We start from the raw sequence: 16788 nt of genomic DNA, 5'->3' as shown, positions 1-16788 counted from the left end.
CAAAGAGAACCAAAGAGAATGGAGTACACCGTATGGATGGGCAGTTGCGCCACATGCTTCGCGATGATGACGTCAATCATGACGAGCAGAAGCAGATCATCGCACTTGGATTGAAATTCCGTGAAAACCGCTTCTACAAGCGGCCGTTCGAAGGGCCGCAGGGCGTCGCCGTGCTGTTCGACAAGCCCAGCACCCGCACCCGTTCGAGCTTCTCAATCGGCGTGGCGGAACTCGGCGGATATCCGCTGGTCATCGACAAGTCCGGCTCCCAGCTGGGCCGAGGCGAGCCGGTAGCCGACACCGCGCGCGTACTCACCCGTATGGCCTACGGCATCGTCTGGCGCACCTTCGGGCAGGAACGCGTCGAGGAGATGGCCAAATATGCGACCGTCCCCGTCGTCAACGCGCTGACCGACCAGTTCCACCCTTGCCAGGTGCTCGCCGACTTCATGACCATCGCCCAGTTCCGCGGCGGTGTCGATGCGCTTGCCGGGCAGACCATCGCCTACCTGGGGGATGCGGCCAACAATATGGCCAACTCCTATCTGCTCGCTGGCGCGACTGCGGGTATGAACGTCCGCATCGCCGGGCCTTACGGCTATCTGCCTGAGCAGAGCATTGTGGATGACGCCAAGCGCATCGCGGCCGAAAACGGCGGGTCCATCCTTGTGACCACCGATCCGCGCGAGGCAGTCGAAGGCGCCGACTGCGTGTTCACGGACACCTGGGTGTCTATGGGCGAAGAAGCCGAGTATGAGAAGCGCTCCAAGCCGTTCTGGGATTACCAGGTCAACGACGAACTGATGAAGCTCGCCAAGCCGGACGCCCTGTTCCAACACTGCCTGCCCGCGTACCGCGGTAAGGAGGTCACCGCATCGGTGATCGATGGCCCGCAGTCCGTGGTCTGGGACGAAGCCGAAAACCGCCTGCACGCCCAGAAAGCTTTGCTCACCTGGCTGACTGGCCAGCTGCGCGGTGACGAAGGCCTGCTCGCCTAAGCTGCGTGGACGCTATGGAAGACAAGAAAACGCCGTTGCAACGGCCCGCGACACGGGCGGCTCGTCTCAGTGCGATCGAGGAGATGCTGCTGCATCACATCGTCACGTCCCAATCTCAACTCTCCGACATGCTGTCGGATGAGGGAATAGACGTCACCCAGGCGACGCTCAGCCGAGATCTCGAGGAGATCAACGCGACCAAAACACGTCTCGAGAACGGGACGGTCGCCTATGTGTTGGGGTACGGGCAGTCGACGACTCCGAAATCGGCGCAGCAGCAGATGTCGCGTATTCTGTCCGGATTGGTCACTTCCGTGGCGTCGGCGCGCAATCTTGCGGTGATACATACGCCTTCGGGGGCGGCCCAGTATGTGGCCAGTGTCATGGACCGCCAATCACTGGACGATGTGCTCGGCACAATCGCCGGCGATGACACCGTGCTCATCATCTGCAAGGACGACCAATCGGCCGCAACGCGCGCCAAATGGCTGCTGAGCATCGCCTCCTCCAACAGCCAGCAGAGCGCTGACTGATCCTGTGTGCCACGCCCGGTGGACTGTCACCACAATGACAATTCGCCGGGCCTACCTTTTTCTGCGCGGGTTTGGTCATCGCGGCTCGTTTCGGCAAACGGCGGTTTGTATGCAAATCCTGCCCGCAGACGGGTCTGCGCGCGGTCCGATCCGAAAAACGACACGCGGAACACCGCTTTATGCATACTTATGCATAGGTCTGTATATAATTACAGTATCGACATGCAAGAACTCCAATCAGAAAGGGCAGTCATGAGCGACAACAAGCGCATCGTCTTGGCGTATTCCGGAGGCCTCGACACCTCCGTGGCAATCCCGTACCTCAAGGAGCGCACCGGCAAAGACGTCGTTGCCGTGTCTCTCGACGTCGGCCAGGGCGGCGAAAGCCTCGAGACTATCAAGCAGCGTGCACTCGCCTGCGGCGCGGTCGAAGCATATGTCGTGGACGCCCGTGAGGAGTTCGCCGACGAATACTGCATGCTCGCCCTCAAGGCGAACGCCATGTACGAAGGCGTCTATCCGCTCGTCTCCGCCATCTCCCGTCCGCTGATCACCAAGCATCTGGTGCGTGCGGCCCACCAGTTTGGCGCCGACACCATTTCGCACGGCTGCACCGGCAAAGGCAACGATCAGGTCCGCTTCGAGGTCTCCATCCAGTCGATCGACCCGACGCTCAAGGCCATCAGCCCGATTCGCGATCTGTCCCTGACCCGCGACGTCGAAATCCAGTTCGCCAAGGACCACAAGCTGCCGATTACCCAGACCGAGAAGAGCCCATACTCCATCGACCAGAACGTGTGGGGCCGCGCCATCGAGACCGGCTTCCTCGAAGATCCGTGGAACGCCCCGACCAAGGACTGCTACTCCTACACCGACGACCCGGCGTTCCCGCCGGTCGAGGACGAGGTGGTCATCGAATTCAAGCAGGGCGTCCCCGTCAAGATCGACGGCAAGGAAGTCACCCCGCTGCAGGCCATCGAGGAAATGAACCGTCGCGCCGGCGCCCAGGGCATCGGCCGTATCGACCTGATCGAGGATCGTCTCGTCGGCATCAAGTCCCGCGAACTGTATGAAGCCCCGGGTGCTGTCGCGCTCATCACCGCGCATCAGGAACTCGAGAACTGCTGCCTCGAACGTGAGCAGCACCGCATCAAGCGCGATATCGACAAGCGCTGGGCGGAGCTCGTCTACGATGCCCAGTGGTTCTCTCCGGCGGTCCATTCGCTCAACGCCTTCATCGAGGACACCCAGAAGTACGTGTCCGGCGAAATCCGCATGACCCTGCACGGCGGCCGCGCGGTCGTGACAGGACGCCGCTCCGACAGCTCGCTGTACGACTACAACCTCGCCACCTACGATTCTGGTGACAGCTTCGACCAGCACGCTTCCAACGGCTTCATCGAGATCTACGGCCTGCCGAGCAAGGTCGCCGCCGCTCGTGACGTCAAGTTCGGCAACGGCATCGAAGTGCCGGAGAACACCGTCGAGTAACGCCAACCACGGCACGCGCAACCTGCGGCACAGGGTGTTGCGTGCGGGGAAATCATTGGGAAGGCCATGCCGGCACGCCGGTCCATGGCCTTCCCGGCATATCCGGCCGGTTTGACGAATCACCGGTGTAGGGTAAGACACAACAAGCCTGCGGAATACCGAGTCCGGCAACACTGCATCCGACAACGCCGAATCCGACAACCCAGACAACACAGAAAGACGCCAACGTCCATGGAACAGAACAACGAACAGGAACATTCGAACGCACCGGAACATTCAATCGCGCTGTGGGGAGGGCGATTCTCATCCGGTCCCTCGCCTGAGCTGGCGCGGCTGAGCAAATCGACCCAGTTCGACTGGCGGCTCGCCGACGACGACATCGCCGGTTCGCGCGCCCATGCACGCGCTCTCGGTCGTGCTGGACTGCTCACCAAGGACGAGCTCAATCGTATGGAAGCCGCGCTCGACCAGCTGCAGCGTTCCGTCGATGACGGGTCGTTCGCACCCATCGAGGAAGACGAGGACGAGGCGACCGCGCTCGAACGAGGTTTGCTGGACATCGCCGGAGACGAGCTAGGCGGCAAACTGCGGGCAGGCCGGTCGCGCAACGACCAAATCGCCGCGCTTATCCGCATGTGGCTGCGCCGCCATGCCCGCTTCATCGCCGGGCAGGTCCTCGACGTTGTCCAGGCGCTGATCGGCCAGGCCGAACAGGCGGGGGACACCGTTATGCCCGGACGCACCCATATGCAGCACGCCCAGCCCGTTCTGCTTGCCCACCAGCTCATGGCACACGCATGGCCGTTGCTACGCGATGTACAACGCCTGGTCGACTGGGACCGCCGGGCGGACGCCAGCCCGTACGGTTCCGGTGCGCTCGCCGGCAACACCTTGGGCCTTGACCCTGATGCAGTGGCACGCGAACTTGGTTTCAGCCGTGTCACCGAAAACTCGATCGACGGGACGGCAAGCCGCGACGTAGTTGCGGAATTCGCGTTCGTCGCCGCGATGGCCGGCATTGACCTGTCGCGTCTGAGCGAGGAAATCATTATCTGGAACACCCAGGAATTCGCCTTCGTTAAACTTGACGATGCCTATTCGACCGGCTCGTCGATCATGCCGCAGAAAAAGAACCCGGACATCGCTGAGCTCACCCGTGGCAAGTCCGGCAGGCTGATCGGCGACCTGACCGGTTTGCTCGCCACCCTGAAGGGCTTGCCGACCGCATATGCGCGCGATTTGCAGGAAGACAAGGAAGCGGTGTTCGACCAAGTCGACACCCTTGAGGTTGTGCTTCCCGCATTCGCTGGCATGCTGCGCACCATGGTCTTCGACAAGGAACGCCTCGAGCAGGAGGCGCCGCGCGGTTTCGCGCTCGCCACGGATATCGCCGAATGGCTGGTGCGCAACGGTGTGCCGTTCCGCCACGCCCATGAGCTGTCCGGCGCGTGCGTCAAGCTCGCCGAAGGCCGCGGTCAGGAACTGTGGGATTTGACCGATGATGATTTCATCAGCGTGTTCAGCGGTTTCCTGCCCGCAGACAAAGCTCCGCAAGTGCGTGAAGTTCTGTCCACCAAGGGGTCAGTCACGGCGCGTAACGGCCGTGGCGGCACTTCGCCGGCGCGGGTGCGCGAACAGATTCTCGCCGCGAAGAACCTCGCCGTCGAGCTTGGACATTTCGCAACATCGCGCAGTGACGGCAGTGCCTTCAAAGCCCCGGGTTCTTTGGTCTGATAGATATGCTCGACCGAATCCAGATCCAGCGCATCGTCGAGCGTCAGGGCGAGGAAATCATCCTGCATGAGCATATGCGCATCGAGCGTACCAGTTACCAGCATGGGTCGGTGACAACTTTCGCCCATTCCATCCGGGTCGCCTGCCTCAGCATCTGGCTGGCGGACCGGATGCATCTGTGGGACCGGGTCGATCAACGCGCACTGGTACGTTCCGCGCTGCTCCACGACTATTTCCTGTACGACTGGCATGAGTGGGACAACGGTACGCATCGTCTGCATGGTTTGACCCATGGGCAGACCGCGCTGCTCAACGCCTCCCGCGACTTCCAGCTCGGCGGCGTCGAACGTGACAGCATTGCGCGGCATATGTTCCCATTGACACCGATTCCGCCGAAATACCTCGAAGGGTACATCGTGTCACTCGCGGATAAGATCAGCGCCACTCGGGAGACCTTGTCGCCGACGCGATTCAAGCGCCGCAAACGATATGCCAGGCATTCCCGGCGCTCCCGGATGTCCCGTGCATGATGCTCGGCACACTCGAACGGCTGTTCCTGTGGTTCATCGGCTACAGCATCGCCGGGTGGGCTTACGAATCCATACTGGTGTCTGCAGCGAGCCGCCGCTGGGTGAACCGAGGCTTCCTCAATGGTCCACTCTGCCCAATATATGGAGTGGGAGCGGTGCTGGCCGTTTTGCTGCTTGGCGGCATCGCCAACCCGGTGTTCGTGTTCCTCGCGGCGGCCGGTGGCGCCAGTGTGCTCGAATACGTGACATCATGGGCGATGGAGCAACTGTTTCACGCGCGATGGTGGGATTACAGCCGTCGCCGGTTCAATATCCAAGGGCGGGTGTGCCTGCTGGGGGCCGTGGTGTTCGGCGCTGCAGGTGTGCTCATTGTCAAGGTGGCTCAGCCTGTGGTCGCGGGGCTGACACAGGCGATTCCGCCTGCCGTGTTGCATGCGGTATGCGCTGTCTGCGCTGCCCTGCTCGTGGCGGATACTGTCGTGACAATCCGCGGTATGGCCGGTTTCGAGGAGAATCTCGACAAGCTCAAAGCCATGGTTCAGGAATATGCCTCGCGGGCGGGGGAGAGTCTGCCCGTGTGGGACGGACCCACGTTGACGCGCCGAATGCGCGCCTGGTCGGAATCCTCCCAGGAGACGTTTACGCGGCTGCGCGACGCGGCGATGGGTGTGCTCAGCGCGCAGCAGCGTCGTATGATTGACGCATTCCCGCGCCTGACTTCCACCACATCCAGCATCTACGATTCACTCATCGAAACCGTTCGACACCTGATCGACCGCAACGGTGGCGATGCGGCCGACGGCGACAATCAGTGAATATTCAAAATCGAACACGATGATGTGTGCGATTCGACACGAATCTGTCAAAGCATGATGATAACTTGGTGAAAACTGGGAGAGCAGTGAGGCAAGGAATTTCCAAGGGAACCAGTTGGGCACACTTTGGAATCCTGTAAGAGAACGGGGAAACCATGGGTGGTTCTGTAACCGCGAGAGACAAGGAAACCGCCGCGTCAGAAGGATTCGCTCCAAGGGCCGCAGCTATGCGCACAAGACGTGGCGCCGGCGCGGATTGCGCGCTCAGACGGTTCAGTCTGGTCTTCGCATTGTTGTGCGGCATGATTCTGCCCTTGGGCGGCTGCAGCGTCGATACCGGGACAAGCCCGGAGGACTTCTCGAAGGCGGCCCGGGAACACGGCATGATGGTCAAGGATTTGGGTGACGGATGCTCGAATGCCGCCAATGTGATTGGCAGCGACCTCTCGGATTTGTCCGACGAGATTACGTTCAAATCGTGCAGTGCGGCCGCTGACTCCTCAGAAGACGGGATTGTAGTGATCTATGTCGAGGCATTGGATCCCATCGATGCGAAAAAGTCACTGAATAATTACAGCGGCTATCTGAAGTCCAAAGTAACCAACATGACGAATGTACCCAATGGACTTGAATTCTCCTACTCAGGAGATTGGGGAGCCGTATATGCCAAGCGGTATTCCATTCTCTTCGCCTTGGCCAGTACCGCAAACAGGGACCGGGCCAAGGAGTTCTCCCAGAGCATGGGCTACGGTGTCAAATCGATAGATTCCCATGATTTGGTCCGACCTGCCTGCTACGCGCTGGCCTTCGTCATCGGAGTGATTTCCTATGTGTGGAAGATGTTCCGCCAGAAGAGACAAGCAGCGCGGATGGCGAGATTGGCGTGGCAGCAGCAGGCGACCGCGCCCAGCATGCCGATGTCGACGGGGTCCGTCGCGATGCCGGTGATGCCGACGAACGACACATTCACCCCCAATGTCCCTGCCGCCAGCGTTCCAGATGTGAACGTCCCCACCACTAGCGTCCCTGGTGCCGGTGTCGGCATGCCGATGTCGCCGGATCTGTCGCAGACGCAGTTCGGCACGTTCCAGCCGCAATATCCGGCGCAGCCACAATACGCGGGGCAACAGCAGTTCCTGCCTCAGCCGCAGACCGATGAACCGATGCGGGAGCAGTCGCAGAACGTCTATCAGCCGCAGACGTTCGAGCCGTTGTCGTTTGAACCGCAGTCGGCTGGGTCGCAGTCGGCTGGGTCGCAATCGTCCGGGTCGCAACCTCTCGAACCGCAGTCGTTTGCCCCGCAATCGTTCACCCCGCAATCTCCGGAGCCGCAGGCGTTAGAGCCCCAAACGTTCGAGCCGCAGACCTTCTTCCCGCAGCCGAGCCCGGACCAGCAGTTGTCCGCATTGCAGTTTGGCGTCTCGTCCCAGAATGCCGGATCTGCCCCTGATGCTCCGCAGCTGTTCCAGCCGCAGTCGTTCGAGCCGCAGTCGTTCACCGCTCAGCCATCTGGTATCCAGCCGGATGACGACCAGTCGCAATATCCCGAGCGGCAGTAGGCGTGTCGGCCGGGCTTGGGCCATGTCCGGCTGTCGGCATGAGCTGGCACAATAGATGAGATTAAGTGTGTCTGTGCGGCAGTCGCGGTACGTGCCGGTACAGCACACGGCACTGCATGACAACAACAGAGGGAGCATCATGGCCCAGGTAAGGAATTACAGGGATGCCGGCTTCTCCACACCTATGGAGGAGCTGGAGTGGCGCGGACTCATCAACCAATCCACCGACAAGGAACAGCTTGCGGCTGTTCTCAACGGGAATCCCATTTCTTACTATTGTGGCTTCGATCCGACGGCGCCATCGCTCCACATCGGCAATCTCGTGCAGCTCATCGTGATGCGTCACCTCCAGGCTGACGGGCATCAGCCCTATGCTCTGGTGGGCGGCGCCACCGGTCTGATCGGCGACCCGCGGCAAAGCGGCGAGCGTACGCTCAACCCCAAGGAGATTGTCGCCGGGTGGGTTGAGCGTTTACGTACGCAGATTTCGCGTTTCCTTGATACCGAAGGCGACAACGGTGTGCGTTTCGTCAACAACTACGACTGGATCGCCAACATGTCGGTCATCGACTTCCTGCGCGATGTCGGCAAGAACTTCCGGCTCGGCACCATGCTCAGCAAAGAGACCGTCGCCCGTCGTCTCAACTCTGAAGAAGGCATCTCCTTCACTGAATTCAGCTATCAGGTGTTGCAAGGCAACGACTTCCTGCACCTGTACGACGAATACGGTGTGGTGCTTGAGACAGGTGGTGCCGACCAGTGGGGCAACCTCACGTCCGGCCTCGACCTGATCCGCAAGGTGCGGGGAACCTCCGTGAACGTGATGACCAGCCCGATCATCACGGATTCCCAAGGCAAGAAATTCGGCAAGTCCGAAGGCAACGCCATGTGGCTGGACCCGACCATGCTGAGCCCGTACAAGTTCTACCAGTTCTGGTTTAACCAGCCTGACGACCAGGTTGTGAAACTGCTCAAGGTGTTCACCTTCCTGCCCAAGGACGAGATCGAACGTCTTGCAGGCGAGGTCGAAGCAAATCCTGGCGCCCGCGAAGCGCAGAAGACGCTTGCATGGGAGGTCACCAGCTATGTGCACGGTGAGGAAGCCACTCGGCAGGCCATTGACGCGGCGGCCGCGCTGTTCGGCCGTGGCGGCGATTTGCGGACCATCGGCGAAGACACACTGGAAGCCGCCATCGAGGGGCTGAAAGTCGACGACGGTGAAGGCGGCCGGACCTTCGCACAGGTCGCGGCAGGCGACCGTGTGGCTGAGGCGGGCGTGAAGGCCGGACTGTTCAAGTCGGTGTCCGAAGCCCGTAAAACCATCAAATCCGGTGGCGTATACATCAACAACCAGCGTGTCGAAGACCAGGATCAGCTGCTCGCCGAGGATGATTTCCTCGAGGGCGGCTACGCGCTGATCAGACGAGGAAAGAAGGCTTTGGGCGCGGTCCGGCTCGCGCAATGACACCGTCCCGGCATCTGCCGGGTACGCACAGGGACGGGTGAGCCCAATCACCCGCGAAGAACCGATAACGACAATTTCGGCAGACAACACACAGCATCAGAGCATTGGTGTCCTCATGACACCGGTGCACACGAAACACGGAAAGCAGACGTATGGCAGAAGAACATCACGGCAACGGCAAGCGCGGGGACGGAAAATCATTCGGATCTCGTCGTCCCGGATCCCGCGGCGGCAAGGGATTCAAGCCTCGCGGCAATGGAAAGGGACGGTCGTACGACCACGGGCGTGGCGAGCGTGACGGTGAAGGGTACCACAAGGGCCCACGCCGCGACGGGTATCGTAAGGATTTCCACCGTGACGGCGAGCGTCGTGGCGGATTCCGCAAGGACGGCGAACACCGCGATGGCGAACGTCGCAACGACGGTGAGCGTCGTGGCGGATATTCCCGCGACGGGTATCGTAAGGATTTCCACCGCGACGGTGAGCATCGTGACGGTGAACATCGCGGCGGCTTCCGCAAGGACTTCCACAAGGGAGGCTTCCATAAAGGCGGCTTCCACAAAGACGGTTACCGCAAGGACTTCCATCATGATGACCGCCGTGATGACCGTCGTGACGGTGATTCCCGCGAGCCGCGCGAGTATCGCGACCGTGACGGGCAGCGTCGCGACGACCGCGGATATCGCGGCGACCGCAAGGATTACGGCAAGCGCGGCGGCTACGGCAACAAGAACTTCCATCGAGGTGACCGCAAGGGCGGATACGACCGTCCACGTCGTGACGGTGAGGATCGTCGGGAAGGCGGCAATCCACGCTATCGTCATGACGATCATCGCCGGCCGTTCGACGATCATCGCGGCGGCAAAGGTGAACGCCGTCCATGGCGCAACGACGACCGCAATGATCGCAACGACCGCAGGGACCAGCGCCATGATGATGCCGCCAAGCAGGGTGGTGAGGAGCGTCGCGAGTTCAACCGTGAAGAGCGCCAGCAGTGGCGTGAGCGCAAGCGTGAGGAGTATATGTCCAAGCCGCGGCGCAACTCGGACAGCACGGTGTCCTACCCGTCCCAGAACCCGTATACGGACCGTCGCCCGGGCGAACCGAAGATGCCCAAGGGCCTAACGTGGTCCATGCTCTCTTCCGACGAGCGTGAGCGTCTGCGCGGCCTGTCCAAGGAGCACGCCGAGAACGTCGGCCTGCATATCCTCGCCGCATACGCGCTTGAGCAGGACGATCCGCAAGCCGCTTTGGAGCATGCCCAGTGGGCAGCTCATCAGGCGTCCCGCGTGGACTTCGCCCGCGAGGCCCTGGCCTTCGTTGCCTACCGTCAAGGCAAGTACAAGCTGGCGTTGCGCGAGTTCCGCACCGCCTATCGTATGAACGGCTATCTTGATTATCTGCCGCTGATCGCGGATTGCGAGCGGGGCGTCGGCCACCCGAAGAAAGCCATAGAAATCGCGTTGTCTGACGAGGCGCGTGCACTGAGCGGCGAAGCGAAAGCAGAGATGTTCCTCGTGTACGCCGGTGCGCTGGGCGATTTGGAGCTTTGGGACAAGGCCATTGACATCGCACATAAGCTTGGGCGTTCGCAGGGCCTGCCGGGCGCCTACCGCATGCGTGCCATCCAAGCTGAGCAGTATTTCCTCGAACAGGCCGGACGTGACGACGAGGCTGCGAAGCTTGACGATGTGCTTGACCGCCTTGAAGCCCAGTATGCTGAAGAGGACGAGGACGAGCAGTCCGCCGATGACATCGTCATCGACTACGATCTGGAGCATCTGCCGGAAGATCTGATGGAGGAGCTGGGTATTAGCGAGGACGATGCCCAGTATGCGCCCGAAGATCCCGAAAACGAGGATGATGAGACCGAGCTGCCTGCCGAGGAGACCGAGGACGGCGCACAAGCCGACCAGGAACCCCAGCAGACGCAGGACGAAGCCGACGCGAACGCCGCGCAGGCCGATGCCGCCGATGGGCACGACGCGGAGCAGTCCGCTGATGATGGGCAGTCCGAAGCTGAGGCATCCGATGTCGAATCTGCCGATGAATCCGATGAGGCAGATGCAGGTGAAACGGGCGCGTCCTCTGATGCTGCGGATTCCGCGGATGTGACCGATGCCGCCGATACACCGGATGCACAGGCTGGGTCGGACACATCGGACGCGGATGATTCCGACGTCGAAGCGGCTGACGAAGCGCCTGAATCCACTGACGAATCCGCTGAAAACCCGGATGGCGAAGAGGCATGAGCAAGCTGCTTGGCGGCAGCGACAAGCCGCTCGCCGAAGCATACCGGCTCGCGCTGCTCGACCTTGACGGGGTCGTATATCGCGGCAAACTGCCTGTGGAACACGCGGCGGACAGCATCCGCCGCGCACAGGACGCCGGTATGACTGTCGAATACACGACCAACAACTCCTCGCGTTTCCAGCGCGTTGTGGCCGACCAGTTGCGCGGTTTCGGGCTTGATGTCGAACCGTGGCAGGTGATTACCTCGTCGGTGGTCGCTTCGCGTATGGTCGCACGCCATGTCCCCGCAGGCTCGCCTGTGCTGGTGCTCGGTGCGGATCATCTGGCTGAGGAGGTTGCAACCCAAGGATTGCAAGTCGTCCGGCGCGCCGAAGACCATCCAGTCGCGGTCATCCAAGGCTGGTACCCGCAGATGAACTGGGAGGAGATGGCACAGGTCGCGTACGCCGTTGAACGGGGTGCACAATATTTCGTGACGAATCGCGATCTGACCATTCCGCGTGAACTTGGTGTCGCCCCCGGCTGCGGCTCGATGATTCAAGCGGTAATCAACGCCACCGGCGTCGAACCGATCGCATCGGCAGGCAAACCGGAATCGGCAATGTACGATGAAGCCAGACTGCTCGCCGCGCATGACGGCACCACGCCCGTCGAACGGGAGCAATGCCTCGCCATCGGTGACCGCCTTGACACCGATATCGAGGCCGGCAACCGGGGCGGCTATGATTCGCTCGCCGTTTTGACGGGGGTGACTGACCCGCAACAGCTGCTGCACGCACCCGAACATCTGCGCCCGACATATGTGGCGGCGGATTTGCAAGGACTGATCGAGCCGATGCCCAAGCCGGTGCAGCAGGCGGATGGCTCATGGCGGTGCGCCGGCGTCCTCGCACGCGTCGATGGCGGCGTATTGCGCATCGACGGCCCGCACGATATCAACGCGTTGCGGGCCGCCCTGTGCGCCGCATGGTCCTGTAATGATGCCTCGCTGCCTGTTGACACCTCAGACTTGAGGTTCGAGCTGGCATGAACGCGGACACCCTACGAATCCCCGGTGAAGGGCTGACATCGGCCAACGCCGGGGCGCCGGTTGCGCACACTAAGTCTGCCGATACCAGCGTTGTCAATACCGGTATTCCCAACACAGGCGTTTTTGGTATCGGCGTTTCTGACGCCGCCGATGACACCGTGCCCCCGGCACTCGAATCACGGTACCCACAGTTGCATGGGTGGCCGCAAATGGATGACGCGCAACGTATCGAAGCGCTTGGCGGTGTACTCACTGGCTTGCAGCATGCCCTGGATGAGGGGACGGCACGTCGATGAGCGCATCAGCAGCGCCCGTCCGGCTTGATATCGCCATCGTCGATCGAGGCTTGGCACCCACACGCACGAAATCCAGCCGACTGATCAAAGACGGCCACGTGACGGTCAACGGCAAGGTTCAGACCAAACCGTCGTTCGCGGTCAGGCCGAGCGATGCCATCGACGTTGACCGCGGAGACGACTACGTGTCACGCGGCGCCTACAAACTGGTCGGCGCATTCGAAGCTTTCAAAGATTACGGCCTTCCCGAGCCAGTCGGCATGTCCTGCCTGGATATCGGCGCTTCGACCGGGGGATTCACCCAAGTGCTGCTGCGACGCGGCGCCGCCCGGGTCATCGCTCTCGATGTCGGACACGGGCAGCTCGATCAGCGGATCGAGGCCGACCCGCGCGTCACGGACATGAGCGGCGTCAATATCCGTGATGTGACGGGCGACGACCTGCCTTGGAGCCCTGACATGATCGTCTCCGACGTGTCGTTCATCTCCCTGACCTATGTGATTCCCGTGATCGCAAGGATTTCCCGGCCGGGCACGCATGTCGTGCTCCTGGTCAAACCACAATTCGAAGTGGGGCGCGGCAATCTCGGCAAAAACGGCATTGTCGACGATCCGCAGCTGAGAGAACAAGCCCTGCTGCGTGTCAGCGAATGCGCCCAGAACCACGCGATGACCGTGTGTGGCACGGCGGTCTCACCGATTGAAGGGACCTTCGGCAACGTGGAATATCTGCTTTATCTGCGCACCGGGCAAGTTCGCGCCGCGCAGTGAACCGGTGTCGCGCCGCTGGACATCGCCCGCCCTGCGGGAAGCAGCTGCCCGTCGCGGCGTTCGAAGAAGCGGATGCGAGAACCTTCATCGACTGACAGATGGGCTTCGAGCGGTACCGTACGTACATCGCTGGTGTCTTCGAGCATGATGCACTCGGCACTGATCTGGTCGCAGTGCAATCTGCGGGCTTCGACTTGGTGCGCTTCGATTCTGCGAATCGTGCTGTGCTGGTCACGGCGGCGCAGCGTCCGATGCGCCCACAGCCCGTCGCCCAGTGTGTCAATCAGAACTGAGTTGTTCGCCACAAGATGCGGGGCGTTCATCACCCCAGTCATGGCCAAGGCGGATGCGAGCAGCCCGCCTTCCGCTTGCAGCATGCCGGCCATTTTCGCTTCGCCGCAGCATGTGACTTGTCCCGCGCACCGGATGTCGCCGACGAAGTTGAGTTCGCAGCAGGCTGCCTCGCCTTGTACGACAATGGTGCCGTATCCGCTGATTTTCGAGACATGCAGATTGCCATCGCACACAATGTGCGCGTTCTCGCAAATCAGAGTGCCGCCGTCGATTTGCGGCGCATGCAGCCGTCCAAGTACCCTTGCCTGTCGGATGACGAGCGGCTCGTCGCGCCTGATCGTATGGATAATCGTCGTGTACAGCGGGTCATATTCGTGTTCTGGACCCCGCCCGTGCTGCCCGTGTGCGGAATGTTCTGTGGTGTCGTCCCCAATCGTGGGCCGTTGTAAGTGTTGCCGGCTCTCCGTGGTCATCTTCGCCCTTCTGTGAGGTTGCCGGCGTCCCGGTATCCCCACCGGCGCTGGCAGTGCCCAGTGACTTAGGCCGTCCCTGGCCGAACGTCACATGATGAGCTACGAGTATAGCGAATCACCGGGAACGGTGGCAAATCCGCAGTTGCCGCGAACGATGGTGAGGTCCGTGCTCAACCGCGCATGAAATGGTCAATCTGGTCCTGCTTGCCCATAATGACCAGTTCGTCATTGCGGTGCATGACGATATCTTTCGAACCGTATTGGAGTTCCTGGCCGGGGGACTGGACAGCGACGACCGTGATCCCGTAGCGCGAATGGATGCGGGCGTCGCCGACCGAATACCCGACGACCTGCGCAGGTGTGTGGATCTTCACCACCGTATGAGGTCCTTCAAGCTCGATGTAATCCAGATAATCCCCGGACACCAGATGTCCGACGCGTTTGCCCGCGTCCATTTCCGCGTTGATGACATGGCGTGCGCCGATGCGTTGCAGGATACGCGCATGCTCCTTGGATACGGATTTCGCCCACAGATCCGTTATTCCGGCGTCCAGCAGATTGCCGGTGGCGATGACGGAAGCCTCGACGCTGTCGCCGATGGCGACAACCGCGGTGCCGAATGTACCCGCATCAATCTGTTCGACCGCAAGCACATCGGTCATATCTGCCTGGACCGTCGGAATGGTCGACGACCAACGGTTGACCAGCACGGGATCCTTGTCCACCGCCAGCACGTCCTGACCGAGCTCGTCAAGTGTGGAAGCCACCGAACTGCCGAATCGGCCGAGCCCAACCACCAGAACGCTTCGATTATTGTCTGCCATCAATCCATCCCTTTCCGACACATCCGGCGCATACGGCACTTCCTGATGCGCCGACATATCCGACGCTTTCACTCGCCAGCCGTCGCCTGCCACAGCTGCGCCACACTGCCCGACAGTATACCCGCACGGGTATTCAGCCCACGATAATCGGCTCTTCGGGGAAACGCACCGCCTGAGCCTCGGACGGCCGGTTGATCGCATACGCGATGGTCATCGGCCCGATCCTCCCGATGATCATCGTCGTGGCGAGCAACAGTAACGCCGCCGGGTCGCTCTGGTCGGCGACGCCGACCGTGTATCCGCCCAGTCCGAAGGCCGAGCAGGTGTCGAACAGAGCGTTGCTCAACGAGCAGCCGGACACCGCCATCAATGCCAGCGACACCGTGAACACCAGTATTAGACATGTGGTCATGATGCTCACCGCGGTCATCGTTGTGCGCTCGTTGATGCGCTTGTGGAAAACGGTAACATCGCGCTTGCCGCGGAACGCCGCCCGGCATACGAGCAATACCACGGTGAAGGTCGTCACACGGATGCCGCCGGCGGTGGAGGTGCTGCCGCCGCCGATGAACATGAACGCGCTCATGAACACTTTCGTCGGATCGCTCACATCCGGCACCCACGAGGGGTCGAACCCGGAGGTGCGGGGCATGACCGCCGCGGTGAGCGCGTATCGCAGCCGCGTTTGCAGGTCGGCGTGCGAGAACAGGATGTGGTTGTTCCACTCGACGCACCGGAACCATAGCAGCGAGACCGCCACCATGCAGAAGGTACCGATCAGCGTGATTTTGGTGTGCAGAGTCCAGCGTTTCGGCGGCGTGTGTTTGCGCGCGGCGCGCATGAGGTTGAGCAGCACCGGGAAGCCGAGCGTGCCGCAGAACGCGCTGAGCAGCACCGGAAGGCCGACACCCCAGCTGTTGACATGCAAACCCGCGCCATCAGGCGTGAAACCGGCGTTGTTGTATGAAATCACCGCGAAGAACAGTGCTTCCCACAAGGCGTGCCGCACATTGCCGTGATTGACGTGCAACAGTCCGGGGAACAAGGCAAGGAAGGTGATGACCTCGATGAGCAGGGTGGTCACGAGGACCGCGTTGAGTACGCCTTTTGTCTCGCTCAGCTTGGTCGCGCCGAGTTCCCTGGCGGTGAGCATGCGCTGCGATGCCTTGATATGCTTGTTGACCGCCAAAGCAATCAGGGACGCGAAGGTCATGACGCCGAGGCCGCCGAATTGGACCGCCAGCAGAATGACCGCCTGCCCGAACAGAGACCAGTGAGTGGTGGTGTTGACCACTTGGATGCCGCATGTCGAAGCGGCAGAAACCGCGGTGAAGAACGCGACCACAGGATCAGTCACCATGCGGTTATGGGCGCTGATGGGCAGTTCCAGCAGAACCGTGGCCAGCACAATCAGCGCGAAGAAGTACAGGATGGTCAGCCGACCGGGGTGCGACCACAGTTTCGCCGAGAGGTTGCGGCGCGGCGGACGGCGGTCCTGCGCAGCCTGACGTTCGAACGCGTCGCCTGAGAACCACCAGCTGTAGCCGCGCGAGGCTTCGCGGTTCATGGATGACTCGTCGAGGACGAGGTTCGACATTTTCTGCGCTCCTTACGCGTGCCGATACATGGGCTCAGCCGCTATTCTAGATGAAGTTCAGCTAGGATGGAGCAGTAGGACGGGCGCGCCCACCGGTGGCGGACCCGTGTTCGAGGTTGAAAGGGC

General features: G+C 61.4%; 14 protein-coding genes. 11 read left to right on the top strand and 3 right to left on the bottom strand.

All coding sequences use genetic code 11. The features are described from left to right. Positions 1 to 32: 32 nt before the first annotated feature. The 11 genes from argF (at position 33) to CQR48_RS08650 (ending at position 13474) form a co-directional block, all read left to right on the top strand. Positions 33 to 998: an ornithine carbamoyltransferase gene (argF, locus tag CQR48_RS08705; protein WP_101452659.1), complete on the top strand. Its 966-nt coding sequence runs from the start codon at positions 33 to 35 to the stop codon at positions 996 to 998. Between the two features lie 14 nt (positions 999 to 1012). Further along, entirely contained in the window at positions 1013 to 1531 is a 519-nt protein-coding gene (argR, locus tag CQR48_RS08700) for an arginine repressor (protein WP_015451275.1), read from the top strand. A 252-nt stretch (positions 1532 to 1783) separates the two neighbouring features. Beyond that, positions 1784 to 3022: an argininosuccinate synthase gene (locus CQR48_RS08695; RefSeq protein ID WP_015451273.1), complete on the top strand. Its 1239-nt coding sequence runs from the start codon at positions 1784 to 1786 to the stop codon at positions 3020 to 3022. A gap of 231 nt (positions 3023 to 3253) precedes the next feature. Then, the gene (argH, locus tag CQR48_RS08690) at positions 3254 to 4756 is read left to right on the top strand and encodes an argininosuccinate lyase (protein WP_015451272.1); all 1503 of its coding nucleotides are present in this window, start codon (positions 3254 to 3256) and stop codon (positions 4754 to 4756) included. 5 nt (positions 4757 to 4761) lie between these two features. Further along, on the top strand, positions 4762 to 5286 hold the full coding sequence (locus CQR48_RS08685; protein WP_033493434.1) for an HD domain-containing protein: 525 nt from the start codon (positions 4762 to 4764) through the stop codon (positions 5284 to 5286). Further along, on the top strand, positions 5286 to 6101 hold the full coding sequence (locus tag CQR48_RS08680; RefSeq protein ID WP_180335146.1) for a putative ABC transporter permease: 816 nt from the start codon (positions 5286 to 5288) through the stop codon (positions 6099 to 6101). The genes CQR48_RS08685 and CQR48_RS08680 overlap by 1 nt, the downstream gene beginning before the upstream one ends. Before the next feature lie 227 nt (positions 6102 to 6328). Then, complete coding sequence (locus CQR48_RS08675; RefSeq protein ID WP_101452657.1) at positions 6329 to 7660, top strand: hypothetical protein; 1332 nt, start codon at positions 6329 to 6331, stop codon at positions 7658 to 7660. Between the two features lie 139 nt (positions 7661 to 7799). Beyond that, entirely contained in the window at positions 7800 to 9125 is a 1326-nt protein-coding gene (tyrS, locus tag CQR48_RS08670; protein WP_101452697.1) for a tyrosine--tRNA ligase, read from the top strand. A 152-nt stretch (positions 9126 to 9277) separates the two neighbouring features. Further along, positions 9278 to 11377: a helicase gene (locus CQR48_RS08665; RefSeq protein WP_101452656.1), complete on the top strand. Its 2100-nt coding sequence runs from the start codon at positions 9278 to 9280 to the stop codon at positions 11375 to 11377. Next, positions 11374 to 12408 carry an HAD-IIA family hydrolase gene (locus CQR48_RS08660; RefSeq protein ID WP_033493442.1) on the top strand — a complete coding sequence of 345 codons (1035 nt, stop codon included), beginning with the start codon at positions 11374 to 11376 and terminating at the stop codon, positions 12406 to 12408. Before CQR48_RS08665 ends, CQR48_RS08660 begins: the two co-directional genes overlap by 4 nt. Positions 12409 to 12700: 292 nt before the next feature. Next, positions 12701 to 13474 (top strand): TlyA family RNA methyltransferase, encoded by a 774-nt coding sequence (locus tag CQR48_RS08650; RefSeq protein WP_101452654.1) that lies wholly within the window; start codon positions 12701 to 12703, stop codon positions 13472 to 13474. Here the strand turns inward: CQR48_RS08650 and CQR48_RS08645 are convergent. The 3 genes from CQR48_RS08645 to CQR48_RS08635 form a co-directional block, all read right to left on the bottom strand. Beyond that, complete coding sequence (locus CQR48_RS08645) at positions 13438 to 14241, bottom strand: hypothetical protein (RefSeq protein WP_101452653.1); 804 nt, start codon at positions 14239 to 14241, stop codon at positions 13438 to 13440. The genes CQR48_RS08650 and CQR48_RS08645 overlap by 37 nt on opposite strands. Positions 14242 to 14411: 170 nt before the next feature. Further along, on the bottom strand, positions 14412 to 15065 hold the full coding sequence (locus CQR48_RS08640; RefSeq protein ID WP_101452696.1) for a potassium channel family protein: 654 nt from the start codon (positions 15063 to 15065) through the stop codon (positions 14412 to 14414). A 133-nt stretch (positions 15066 to 15198) separates the two neighbouring features. Continuing rightward, entirely contained in the window at positions 15199 to 16662 is a 1464-nt protein-coding gene (locus tag CQR48_RS08635; protein ID WP_101452652.1) for a TrkH family potassium uptake protein, read from the bottom strand. Positions 16663 to 16788 lie beyond the last annotated feature (126 nt).

It is taken from the genome of Bifidobacterium thermophilum, assembly GCF_002846655.1.
Classification (GTDB): domain Bacteria; phylum Actinomycetota; class Actinomycetes; order Actinomycetales; family Bifidobacteriaceae; genus Bifidobacterium; species Bifidobacterium thermophilum.
Note: the sequence above shows the minus strand (reverse complement) of the source record. Positions and strands in the feature narration are given on the sequence as shown.

Bases quoted from the DNA above. Each gene is read 5' to 3' on its own strand.
- CQR48_RS08660 (WP_033493442.1), top strand. From the start codon at position 11,374: ATGAGCAAGCTGCTTGGCGGCAGCGACAAGCCGCTCGCCGAAGCATAC.
- CQR48_RS08685 (WP_033493434.1), top strand. From the start codon at position 4,762: ATGCTCGACCGAATCCAGATCCAGCGCATCGTCGAGCGTCAGGGCGAG.
- CQR48_RS08680 (WP_180335146.1), top strand. From the start codon at position 5,286: ATGCTCGGCACACTCGAACGGCTGTTCCTGTGGTTCATCGGCTACAGC.
- CQR48_RS08650 (WP_101452654.1), top strand. From the start codon at position 12,701: ATGAGCGCATCAGCAGCGCCCGTCCGGCTTGATATCGCCATCGTCGAT.
- CQR48_RS08695 (WP_015451273.1), top strand. From the start codon at position 1,784: ATGAGCGACAACAAGCGCATCGTCTTGGCGTATTCCGGAGGCCTCGAC.
- CQR48_RS08645 (WP_101452653.1), bottom strand. From the start codon at position 14,241: ATGACCACGGAGAGCCGGCAACACTTACAACGGCCCACGATTGGGGAC.
- argF (WP_101452659.1), top strand. From the start codon at position 33: ATGGATGGGCAGTTGCGCCACATGCTTCGCGATGATGACGTCAATCAT.
- CQR48_RS08640 (WP_101452696.1), bottom strand. From the start codon at position 15,065: ATGGCAGACAATAATCGAAGCGTTCTGGTGGTTGGGCTCGGCCGATTC.
- CQR48_RS08635 (WP_101452652.1), bottom strand. From the start codon at position 16,662: ATGTCGAACCTCGTCCTCGACGAGTCATCCATGAACCGCGAAGCCTCG.
- argH (WP_015451272.1), top strand. From the start codon at position 3,254: ATGGAACAGAACAACGAACAGGAACATTCGAACGCACCGGAACATTCA.
- argR (WP_015451275.1), top strand. From the start codon at position 1,013: ATGGAAGACAAGAAAACGCCGTTGCAACGGCCCGCGACACGGGCGGCT.
- CQR48_RS08675 (WP_101452657.1), top strand. From the start codon at position 6,329: ATGCGCACAAGACGTGGCGCCGGCGCGGATTGCGCGCTCAGACGGTTC.
- CQR48_RS08665 (WP_101452656.1), top strand. From the start codon at position 9,278: ATGGCAGAAGAACATCACGGCAACGGCAAGCGCGGGGACGGAAAATCA.
- tyrS (WP_101452697.1), top strand. From the start codon at position 7,800: ATGGCCCAGGTAAGGAATTACAGGGATGCCGGCTTCTCCACACCTATG.